Raw genomic sequence first — 11,025 nt, forward strand, 5'->3', positions numbered from 1 at the left:
GTGGAATAAGGCTCTTATGACAATGAATCTCAATAATCAGCATTTCCAGAAAGTCCAGAGGGGCATAAGGCCAAAATTTGGCCGAATCGAAATCTTCGGCTGATATGATTTACGGGACACGCTCAAAGGCGCAGATATCCTGGTAGAGGCCATGGGGAAGCTAAAAACCGAGGCATGGCGCCTTGCCGTCGCGGGTGGTGGGTCGAGGGAGCTGCTGGCCGGGCACCGGGAATTTTTTGCGGATCACCGGGTTGTATCCAAGGGCCTTCTTTCAAGAGTGGAACTGGCAAGATGCATGCGAGAAGCGGATGTGTTTGTTTTTCCATCGCTTGCCGAAGGGTCTGCGCGCGTGGTGTTCGAGGCTCTGGCCGCCGGGTGCTACGTAATCACCACCCCAAACAGCGGCTCTATTGTAGAGGACGGCGTGCACGGGCGTCTGGTCCCCCCGGGGAACGCCGAAGCCCTTGCAAATGCAATACGAGAGACCCTGTTTATGGACCGGAAAGCGATAGCGGCGGTGGGTATGCGAAACTCGGAGCTTATAAGGAATGAATACCGTCAAGTCCATTATGGGGATAAGCTGGTTGAACTTTACAGGCAGGTATTGGAAACAGGTGCGTAAAGATGAGAACCTCATATTCATATGCACAAAAAGGCTGGTTTAACCCGGCAGCCAGGAAAAACATGTGGCCCTCTTTAATGTCGGTTCTGGCTTTTGTTATTCCGGCTATCATGTTTTTTGAAATTAAAGCTATCGGCAGGCTTTTCGGTTCTGACATGCTTTGTCTGGGTCTCTTCCCCATTCTGTTGTTTACTAAGGGTGGCCTTTTAAAGAATTCTTTTGCACGCGCCTTTATCTGGCTTGGGCTGCTCTATTTTTTGGGGCAATTTACAACAGACCTTGTGCTGGAAACCCCTTATTACGATTATTCGAGAGGTTGGGCTAAAATCGTGGTAACCGTTATCAGTTTTTGCACCCTTTTTATGATCATCGGCCTTAACAGGGGCAGAATCCTGATTTTTGCTCTTGGTATTGTAACTGGAGAGATACTTCAATTTTACTTTAACCCCGGAGTTTATGCGACAGGGCACCCCTGGAAATTCGGCGTCGGGGTAGCCATAGTATGGCTGTTAATTATTTTCGCCGTTTTGTTGAAAAACAAAAAAGTCATAATTATAGAGGCTAGGTATTTTCTGCCGTTTCTGGCAGGGGCCCTTAACCTCTATTTTGGGTTTCGAAGCCTTGCCGGCATCTGTTTTTTAACCCTGGCCTACCTGAGCCTGCAAAGACTGTTGCAAGTCCGCCCCGGTAAAGACGCGCGTCTCCCGACCAAAAAAATCGTTTTAATGGCAATCGGATTGTTTGCCGCAGCCATCATGATTGTCGAATTTTATGAATTTTCCGCCCGCGAGGGCTGGCTCGGGCAAGTTCAAAAACAAAAGTATGAAGCGCAGGCTCATGGCGTATACGGACTCTTTCTGGGAGGGCGTTCTGAAATTCTTGTGGCTTCCAGGGCGATATGGGAGTCGCCTTTGTTAGGCCACGGTTCATGGGCCAAGGACTGGAAATACGCGGAAATGCTGATCGCCCTTAAAAGACAACTCGGCTATGATCCGGGATCTATTCATGAACTCGGGTTGATTCCCACCCATTCGCATTTATTTGGCGCTTGGGTGGAAGCGGGCCTGCTGGGTGCGATCTTTTGGGGGTGGGTGCTGTCGCTTCCGGTCCGGGCGAGCATACGGCTTTTCTCTGCCGACGACCCACATACGCCCTTGCTTGTTTTTATAGCGCTTCTACTGACCTGGGATATATTATTTTCTCCGTTTGGTGCCACACGGCGGTTATTAATACCCTTTTATGCAATTTGCATGATCGATGTGGTTACGCGATACCCAGTTAGACCAAGGAAAACCTGAAATGCGCGTATCTATAGTCACCATTTCCTACAACCAAGCCAGGTTTCTGGAACAGGCCATCCGTTCGGTCATCAACCAGGATTATCCTGATATTGAATACATCGTGGTCGATCCTGGCTCCACCGACGGCAGCCGGGGAATCATCGAAAAATACCAGAACCGAATCGACAAAATTATTTTCGATCCGGATGAAGGCCCAGCAGACGGCCTTAACAAAGGCTTTGCCCATGCGACAGGAGACATTTTCGGGTTCATTAATGCTGATATTATTTATTACCTGGAGCGATAAATACAATTGCTGCAGCATTCAACTCTAATCCCCAAAAGGATGTTATAAGTGGAAATGTTTTTATAGTAGACCGCGATGGGAAGGTCCTACGGAGATTTTACTCAAGGAAGTTCACTCCCCTGCGTGCAATTTATGGTGCAGCAACGTTGGCACAGCAAGCCACCTTTTTTCGACCTGAATATTTCAAAAAAGCAGGAGGGTTTAATAAAACAAGCCAAGTTGCATGGGATGGAGAGCTTTGGATCGACATGGCTTTGGCTGGGGCGAAATTCGGTCGTATTGATAACTACCTTGGGACGTTTAGGATATATCCAGGAAGCCTGTCTCTTTCAGAACACTCGAGCATAAAGTACAATGAGTACAAAAGTACGATTTTTAAAAAAGTGCGCAAGAAAAACTATAATGTCTCAGATCATATTTTTCGTTTCGCTTTCAAGTTTCTGGAATATTGTGAAAATCCAAAATTATTAATCGAAAGATTGCGGCATGGCCACGTTTTAAAAATGACAAACTAAAGCATGCAACAAAATATCCCCAACTTCCTTTTTATCGGACCGGACAAAGCCGGTTCCACATGGTTATACCGCGCGCTTAAAAAGCATAAATCGATCTATTTGCCCTATGTAAAAGAGTTGTTCTTTTTCGACCGGTTTTACGAAAAGGGGTGGACCTGGTATCTCGACTTTTTTAAGAACGCCGAAGCAGCGCACCAGATCATTGGAGAAATTTGCCATGATTACCTTTTTTCGCGGCCAGCGTGCGAACGCATCGCCCGCGATCTCCCTTCAGCCAAGTTGATGGTCTGCCTGCGGGAGCCGGCCCAGAGGGCCTTCTCTGCGTATCTATACATGATCAAGCAGGGAAGAGTGTCTACGGATTTTGAAACAGCGCTTCAACAGGTTGATGAACTGATTGATCATGGTTGTTATGCCAGGCACCTTGAGAACTATCTGCAACTGTTCCGGCGTGAACAAATTTATGTGGCTGTGTTTGATGACCTGGCGGCTAACCCCCAGCAATTTTTCAACAATATTTGCAAATTTCTAAGTATTGAACAAATATTTTTGCCAGAAGATATGAAAGAAAAAACCCTGGCAGCAGCAAAACCCAGGTCGCGATTTCTGGCTGGTGTTGCAAGAAGTATTGGATGGCAGGTAAGAAGCCTGGGAATGCCGAATATTGTCAATCGGGTAAAATCATCCCCCCTGCTGAATCGGACGCTGTACGCCACTTACAGCCACCGGGATAAACCGGAAATGTCACCCGCCACATTAAATCATCTTCGTGCCGTCTTTTATCCTGAAATTCAAAGGCTCGATAACCGGCTCGGGTTGAATTTATGTAACCGCTGGGGTTATGAAAAAGCTTTATGCGTGCCATATAGAAAGGCTGCCGATAGAGGTTGATCGGGTTAACTGACAGGTTGATAAATTTTCTTATGGATTCTCAAGTTAGAAGAAATGGCATAAAAGAAAAGCTCCGGATTCTCATGGTGGGGGGCTTCCCGCCGCCGGTGCGAGGCATGCCGGTAATCAATGCCGCCGTGCGGAATGAGTTTGAAAAGGCGGGGATTACCCCGGCAGTTATTGGTGTGTCAGCTTTAAATCTGGATCGTTCCTTTCTGGTCAGGCTGGGGCGCTTGCCCAAGGTGTTACGTGGCCTGTTTCGCATGGCATTGATGCGGGACCTTCGCGGCTCTATTTTTTATATCAGCGTTTCCGGTGGGCTGGGGCAATTTTACGAAATGTTATTCGTTCTTCTGGCGCGGCTGCATGGTATGAGGCTGCATTTACACCACCACAGTTTTGCTTACTTGAATAAACCTATTTTTTATACAACGGTTCTTACAAAAGCGGCTGGTGCTTCTGCTGTTCATATTACGCAGTCGCCTGTTATGGCTGCGAAGTTACGCGCGACCTATACGCTAAAACACGTCTGGCCGATTTCCAATACCGTATTCCTTATGGATAATGGAACAACCCCGAGTCAGATTAGAACCAGGCTTATTACGCTGGGCTTTATCAGCAATATTTCAAGAGAGAAAGGCGTTTTCGAGTTCCTTGATTTAGTCTCTACTGTTGAAAAAGAAAATATTCCAGTTAAAGCTAAACTTGCCGGTCCGTTTCAAGACGCCCGTGTTGAAAATTTGGTCCGGTCTCGACTGGCTCAATTGAGACATATAGAGTACGTCGGTCCTAAATATGGGAGTGATAAGGATATGTTTTTTGCGGGCATTGATGTGTTAATTTTTCCGACCCGATATGCAAATGAGACCGAAGGTATTGTAAACCATGAGGCCATGCGGAGCGGCGTTCCTGTTATCGCATACGGGCGTGGTTGTATCCCTGAAATCGTCGGAAAGGATTGCGGGGAAGTTATTGATCCCCACGAGCCTTTTGTCCCTGCCGCGCTGGAGAAAATAAAAAAATGGACGGATGATCCTGCTTCCTTTGCAGCCGCATCCAAAGCGGCAATGGATATGTTCGCAGATACTTTCCATCAGAATAAAAAGCGATGGCAGGAATTATTGTCGGAACTGGCGGCATAAGGAGATGCAGATAGAACGGCTCGAGGAAAGAGAACGGCCGTGACTTTAAGTCTGGGCAAAAAGGGACGCAAGCTGGCACGGATAATTTGTGCCGGCAACCCACAATGGTTGAAGGCTGTCTTCTTGGGGGTTGCCGCCGCTCCTGAACACCGGTATGTGCTGGGGCCGGAGCTGGCGACGGTGATTGATATCGGGGCTAACCGGGGGCAGTTTTCTTTAGCGGTGCGGAGGTGGGCGCCAAAGGCAATGGTGATTGCCTTTGAGCCGCTTTCCGGGCCGGCGGCACGATTTCAAAAAGTGTTTCAAGGTGACCCGAATGTAAGGTTCCATCAGTCGGCCATCGGGCCGGAGACCGGGACTGCGACCATGCATGTAGCGGCTGCGGACGATTCCTCCTCCCTGCTGCCGATTTCAAACTTGCAGCAACACCTCTTTCCCGGTACCGGCGAGGTGCGGACCGAAAAAATACAGGTGGGAAGGCTGGCCGATTTCATCTCGGCTGAAGACATACAAGCCCCGGCCTTGCTCAAGCTGGATGTCCAGGGATTTGAGCTGGAAGCGCTTCGTGGGTGTGAGGACCTGCTGGAACGCTTTTCATACGTGTATGCCGAATGCTCTTTTGTGGAATTGTACACTGGGCAGGCATTGGCCCATGAGGTTATTGAGTGGTTGCGCGAGCGGGATTTTGTACTGAAAGGCGTTTATAACATGAGCTACGACAAGAGTGGCGGTACCGTGCAAGGGGATTTTCTTTTCACTAACACAAAAGGTTGTGATGAAAATTGAATGAAAAATTGAAAAATGCGTATCCTCATCAACGACCATGCCGGCCACCCCTTCCAGGTGCAGTTGAGCAGACAGCTTGCAGAGCGTGGGCATAAAGTCCTGCATACATACTGCGCTTCTGTCCAGCAACCGCGTGGGGCCTTGCAAAAGCAGGAATCTGATCCTTCCTGCTTTGACATCAAGCCCATTACCCTGTCCCGGCCTTTTAACCGTTATGGATTGACCCAGCGCTATATTCAAGAAAGGGAGCTTGGCAGGCTGCTGGTTAAGACTGTGGATGAATTTGCTCCTGATGCAGTTATTTCTGCCAACACCCCCCCTTGGGGCACAAAGCCGGCTCATGGCTCAATGCCATAAGCAAAATATTCAATTTATTTTTTGGCTTCAGGATGTCCTGGGAACCGGGATCAAGAATAACGTGTCCAAAAAACTGCCCGGAATCGGTCATCTGATTGGCAATCATTATGTCCATCTGGAAAACAGATTATTAAAAAAGAGCCAGGCTGTTGTGGCTATAACCGAGGACTTTGTGCCTGTGCTCACAAGAGCAGGTGTGCCCAAAGAAGCTGTACATGTCATTCACAACTGGGCTCCCCTGAATGAAATCCCTATATTTGACAGGAGAAACGGCTGGAGCCACAGAAATGGCCTGGCTGATTTTTTTTGTTTCCTCTACTCCGGCACCCTGGGTATGAAGCACAATCCGCAGCTTTTGGCGGACCTGGCTTGGCAATACAGGGATAATCCAGCAGTCAGGGTAGTGGTCATCACCGAGGGGCTGGGGGAGGAATATTTGAAGCAGAAAAAGGCTGAGCACGGTCTGGACAATCTCATTATACTCCCCTTCCAGCCCTATAAAGAACTGCCTGAAGTATTGGCTGCAGCAGATGTCCTCCTGGCCCTGTTGGAAAAAGATGCCGGGGTATTCGCGGTCCCGTCCAAGGTCTTGACTTCTCTTTGCGCCAAGAGACCGCTTTTATTGGCCATGCCGTTGGAGAATTTGGCAGCGAGGATTGTGGATAAGAATGAGGCCGGGATTGTGGTTGAGCCGGAGAATGTGTCTGTATTTTTAGAGGGCGCAGAGAGGCTGAAAGAAGATAAGAAGCTGAGAGAGCAGATGGGAAAGAATGGGCGGAGGTATGCGGAGGAGCATTTTGATATTGGGAAAATTACCGACAGATTTGAAGCGATACTGTCAGGCCTTGCAGTGTGAAAAAAGGAAATAAACCACGAAGGCACGAAGGACACGAAGGATGAGAAAAAGAGAATAGTAAGTTTTCTATGCGCGGTTCACCCCGCGCATAGAAATTTTTACCTTGTGCCTTTGTGCCTTTGTGGTTCAAAATTTGTACAATATGGATATTGAGGATATTGGCAAGGATATTGTTCACTGTGCTATTAAGGTCCACTCTGTTTTGGGTCCGGGTTTGTTAGAATCCGCCTATCAGAAATGCCTGACCTATGAGCTTGAACACATGGGCCATATAGTGGCATGTGAACGCTTGTTGCCTATAGCGTACGGACCGATCCGAATCGATGCTGGATACCGGGTGAATATGCTGGTTGATGACTGTGTGATCGTTGAAAATAAGACGGTTAAAAAATTACAGCCCATACATGAGGCCCAGCTTCTGACCTATCTTAAGATGAAAAAGCTGCACCTTGGGTATCTGCTGAACTGGCATGTGCCTTTGATGAAGCAAGGCATAAAAAGGATGGTAAATGATTACTGGCCAAAGTAAAAATTGAACCACAAAGGCACGAAGAGCACGAAGGAAGAGACTCAAAGAAGAAGGAAAGAATTTTGTCTGCCGGGTACGGCAGCCAAAAGACATTTATTTATCCGCGGTTCACCCCGCGGATAAAGATTCTTAACTTTGTGTACTTCGTGTCTTCGTGGTGAAAAAAAGGAGTAAAGGAATGAAAACGGCTCTGGTTTGTGGTGCGGGAGGATTTATCGGCTCCCACATGGTCAGAAGACTGAAGGAAGAAGGATATTGGGTGCGCGGGGTGGACCTGAAGTATCCTGAATTTTGGGAGACTGCGGCGGATGATTTCGTGATAGGCGATTTGCGGGACCAGTATCTGTGCCGGCAGATCGTGGACAGAAAATTTGACGAGGTGTACCAGTTTGCCGCGGACATGGGTGGGGCCGGGTATGTGTTTACCGGCAAGCATGATGCTGATATCATGCACAACTCGGGACAGATCAACCTGAACATGCTCGATACCTGCTGGAAGCGCAATGTCAAACGCATCTTTTATTCCTCTTCTGCATGCATCTATCCGGAATACAACCAAATGGATCCGGACAATCCTAATTGTGCGGAAGACAGCGCCTATCCTGCTCAGCCGGACAGCGACTATGGATGGGAGAAGCTTTTCAGCGAGCGGATGTATTTGGCCTATCAGCGCAACAAGGGCATGGAGGTACGGATCGCCCGGTATCATAATATTTTCGGACCGTTCGGGGCATGGAACGATGGAAGAGAAAAGGCCCCTGCCGCAATGTGCCGCAAGGTGGCCTTGGCAGAAGACGGCGGGGAGATTGACATCTGGGGGGATGGAAAACAGACCCGGTCCTTTTTATTCATCGATGAGTGCCTGGAAGGCACTATTCGGCTGACGCGCTCAGACTGGACAGGTCCGGTGAATATCGGCTCGGATGAAATGGTGACCATTAACCAGTTAGCGGATATGGCCATGAAAGTTGCCGGGAAAAAGCTCACAAAAAGACACATTGACGGACCGTTAGGTGTTCGGGGCAGGAATTCAGACAACCGGCTGATTGAGAAAAAGCTTGGCTGGCGCCCGACCAGTCCGTTGTGGGCGGGAATGGAGAAGACCTATGCCTGGATTGAGGAGCAGGTAAAAATGGGTTGAATTAGAAGGCATTCTTTTCTGGGTCTCTGTGGTGAGAAAACAAGGAGAAACTTATCATGGTCGGGCGCATAAAACCATCTTTAAGAGAATCGAGTCCTTTCTTAATGATATGTTTGCGTCTGTTAGACGGCGCGGTGGTCGCGCTTATGCTTTATCCCATTGTCATGCTGTATACCGGGCAATGGAACGAGCGCTATGAATCATTGGCGCTGCTTTCATTTTGTATGACCCTCCTGATCTTTCATTTTATGGGCGTGTACATGCCATGGCGAGGACAGGTCTATTTGAGCGAGTTGAACGTGCTGACAGCATGGTTGAGTATGGTGTGCCTGGTTTTGTTTCTGCTGTTTTTTTTCAAGGTGGCTCAACAGTATTCCCGGTTTGTGTTGATGACCTGGTTTGTGGCTGCACCGATGTCTATTTTTCTGATGCATGCGGGAGCCCACAAGATGCTTCGTTTTATGCGAAGCCGAGGAAAGAACCAGCGAAGCGCCGTGATTGTAGGCGCCGGTGATTTGGGGCTGTCTTTGGCCGGATATATTGATACAATTCCATGGTCCGGCATCAGGGTGCTTGGCTTTTTCGATGATAGTGAAACAACAGAGGATCTTGTTGGCAAGGGTCAGAAGAAGAAAGTTCTGGGGGTCATATCAGAGCTGAAGGAGTACCTGAAAAACAACGTTGTAGATTTCGTATATATCGCCCTGCCCATGCGGGCCGAGAAAAAAATCCATGATATCTTAAACAGTTGCAGAACCTATGGGGCCAGGATTTACCTTGTGCCTGACCTTTATGCCTTCCGTATCTTCAATACGCGGCTGGAACACCTGGGGAATGTGATGCTCTTGGATTTTAATCCGGATTCCGGGCAAAAGCGGGTGTTTGACATCTTTTTCTCTTTGGCGGTGATTTTGATGGCCCTGCCCTTATTGCTGATTATTGCCATGCTTATCAAGCTCGATGACGGAGGGCCTATATTTTATAGGCAACGCCGTATTACAGTGACCGGCAGGGATTTTTTCTGTCTCAAGTTCAGGACTATGTACGTGGATGCTGATAAAAAACTGAAGGAAATCCTGGACAATGACCCGAAGGCGCGAAAGGAGTGGGAGCAGACCTTCAAGCTCAAAAACGATCCGAGGATCACACGGGTCGGGCGGTTTCTGAGAAAGGCCAGCCTGGATGAACTGCCGCAGTTTATCAACGTACTGAGAGGCGAAATGAGCGTGGTGGGCGCAAGGCCCATTGTGCACCGTGAATTACACGACTATTACAAGGAAAATGCGGGGATTTACTGTTCCATCAAACCCGGCATCACCGGGCCCTGGCAGGTGGGCAAGCGCAGTGATACTGCGGACTACCAGGAACGGGTGGAGCTGGATAACTGGTATGTGCTTAACAACAATTTTTGGTTAGATATAAAGATAATCTTCAAGACTGTCTGGTGCGTAATAAAGGGGAAGGGGGCGTATTAACTACAGGGCACTTGAAGTACAGGGAGTACGTCTGCGTACCCTCCGCCTCGCATCTGCAGCACCCTGTAAACGCTTACAGTTCAGTGGGTTGCAGTAAAACGGGCGTTGTAATCCCGGGGAGTGAATGGGGGACGTTGGCAACCCCGGTACCATCTTCTGGAGCTACCCTGTATCAATACACTTCGCCCCAGTTGAATCCCCATTGGAGCGTGTCCCGTAAATCATATCAGCCGAAGATTTCGATTCGGCCAAATTTTGGCCTTATGCCCCTCTGGACTTTCTGGAAATGCTGATTATTGAGATTCATTGTCATAAGAGCCTTATTCCACCCCCTGTTTTCCTCTATTTTATGCTCATATTGCCGTTTTTCTGTCGCCATATCTGTATAGCTTCAAAATATTGTGCGCACTGCACCATAAGGTGAATTCGTTCTTAACCTTCTCAAGTCCACGTAAGAGAAAGCCGGGGAAACCCTGACAATGTTTCATCTGCCCAAATACAGGTTCAATTATTCGCTTGCGAAATCCATAAATATATCGACTGACTGGGTTTTGGAGGTTCCTGTCCATGGCCTTGTATCTGTCGGAACGGTGCCTGATATTTTTGGAGCCGGATTCGGCCTTTCTCATCTCTTGCTCTTTCCGGGTTGAAACAAGAGCGTTTATTTCATCCTTGGATTCCAGGTATTCAAGATTATCGTCACTGCAATACCCTGCGTCAGCAAGGACTGTCTTTGCGTAAACATCTATTTCTGAAAGATTCTGCTGTGCCTGCTCCAGCATAGGTTTAAGCTGATGAATGTCATTGGCCTCATTCACCACGTCACAGGCAATAACTATCTGGTCTTCTGTAGCTACGGCCTGAGCATTATAACCTTGAATATAACCTTTGGACGTCTTCTGAATACGACTCTCAGAATCGGTCATATTGACCTTGGTTTCAGGCTTCACTGTGTCGTCAGGCTTTTGAGATTTTCTGCCGTGTTTCTTATGAGACTCCTTGCTCTTTTTGGCTTCAGCCTTTTTTCTGGCTTCCAGGTATTTTTTAGCCTCTTTGATCTTTGCAAGCCTTTTTTCTGCAGTACTCAAATCCTCAGGAAGTTCATCACCACGTTTGCTGCCATA

The 11,025-nt window shown here is 48.1% G+C and carries 12 protein-coding genes; 10 read left to right on the forward strand and 2 right to left on the reverse strand.

The window, feature by feature from the left end:
- Positions 1-151: 151 nt before the first annotated feature.
- Positions 152-622 (forward strand): hypothetical protein, encoded by a 471-nt coding sequence (locus C4B57_00915; GenBank protein ID PXF56044.1) that lies wholly within the window; start codon positions 152-154, stop codon positions 620-622.
- A gap of 206 nt (positions 623-828) precedes the next feature.
- Here C4B57_00915 and C4B57_00920 read toward each other — a convergent pair whose 3' ends face one another.
- Complete coding sequence (locus C4B57_00920; GenBank protein PXF56045.1) at positions 829-1,056, reverse strand: hypothetical protein; 228 nt, start codon at positions 1,054-1,056, stop codon at positions 829-831.
- 823 nt (positions 1,057-1,879) lie between these two features.
- Between C4B57_00920 and C4B57_00925 the strand changes: the two genes are divergently transcribed.
- The 9 genes from C4B57_00925 to C4B57_00965 all read left to right on the forward strand — a co-directional run bounded on the left by C4B57_00925 (position 1,880) and on the right by C4B57_00965 (position 9,901).
- Entirely contained in the window at positions 1,880-2,209 is a 330-nt protein-coding gene (locus C4B57_00925; GenBank protein ID PXF56046.1) for a hypothetical protein, read from the forward strand.
- 146 nt (positions 2,210-2,355) lie between these two features.
- Positions 2,356-2,724, forward strand: coding sequence for a hypothetical protein (locus tag C4B57_00930; protein ID PXF56047.1), 369 nt, complete (start codon positions 2,356-2,358; stop codon positions 2,722-2,724).
- 3 nt (positions 2,725-2,727) lie between these two features.
- The gene (locus tag C4B57_00935) at positions 2,728-3,615 is read left to right on the forward strand and encodes a hypothetical protein (GenBank protein ID PXF56048.1); all 888 of its coding nucleotides are present in this window, start codon (positions 2,728-2,730) and stop codon (positions 3,613-3,615) included.
- The gene (locus C4B57_00940; protein PXF56049.1) at positions 3,612-4,757 is read left to right on the forward strand and encodes a hypothetical protein; all 1,146 of its coding nucleotides are present in this window, start codon (positions 3,612-3,614) and stop codon (positions 4,755-4,757) included. Before C4B57_00935 ends, C4B57_00940 begins: the two co-directional genes overlap by 4 nt.
- An 84-nt stretch (positions 4,758-4,841) precedes the next feature.
- Positions 4,842-5,543 carry an FkbM family methyltransferase gene (locus tag C4B57_00945; GenBank protein PXF56148.1) on the forward strand — a complete coding sequence of 234 codons (702 nt, stop codon included), beginning with the start codon at positions 4,842-4,844 and terminating at the stop codon, positions 5,541-5,543.
- A gap of 277 nt (positions 5,544-5,820) precedes the next feature.
- Positions 5,821-6,756, forward strand: a complete 936-nt coding sequence (locus C4B57_00950; GenBank protein ID PXF56050.1) for a glycosyltransferase WbuB — start codon at positions 5,821-5,823, stop codon at positions 6,754-6,756.
- A 142-nt stretch (positions 6,757-6,898) separates the two neighbouring features.
- Positions 6,899-7,285 carry a GxxExxY protein gene (locus C4B57_00955; GenBank protein ID PXF56051.1) on the forward strand — a complete coding sequence of 129 codons (387 nt, stop codon included), beginning with the start codon at positions 6,899-6,901 and terminating at the stop codon, positions 7,283-7,285.
- Between the two features lie 178 nt (positions 7,286-7,463).
- Positions 7,464-8,426: an NAD-dependent dehydratase gene (locus tag C4B57_00960; protein ID PXF56052.1), complete on the forward strand. Its 963-nt coding sequence runs from the start codon at positions 7,464-7,466 to the stop codon at positions 8,424-8,426.
- A gap of 56 nt (positions 8,427-8,482) precedes the next feature.
- Complete coding sequence (locus C4B57_00965) at positions 8,483-9,901, forward strand: undecaprenyl-phosphate galactose phosphotransferase WbaP (protein PXF56053.1); 1,419 nt, start codon at positions 8,483-8,485, stop codon at positions 9,899-9,901.
- 353 nt (positions 9,902-10,254) lie between these two features.
- Here C4B57_00965 and C4B57_00970 read toward each other — a convergent pair.
- Positions 10,255-11,025: DDE transposase (locus C4B57_00970; protein ID PXF56054.1), on the reverse strand; the 771-nt coding region annotated here is incomplete at its 5' end.

It is taken from the genome of Deltaproteobacteria bacterium, from assembly GCA_003194485.1.
In the GTDB taxonomy this organism is placed as follows: Bacteria; Desulfobacterota; Dissulfuribacteria; order Dissulfuribacterales; family UBA3076; genus UBA3076.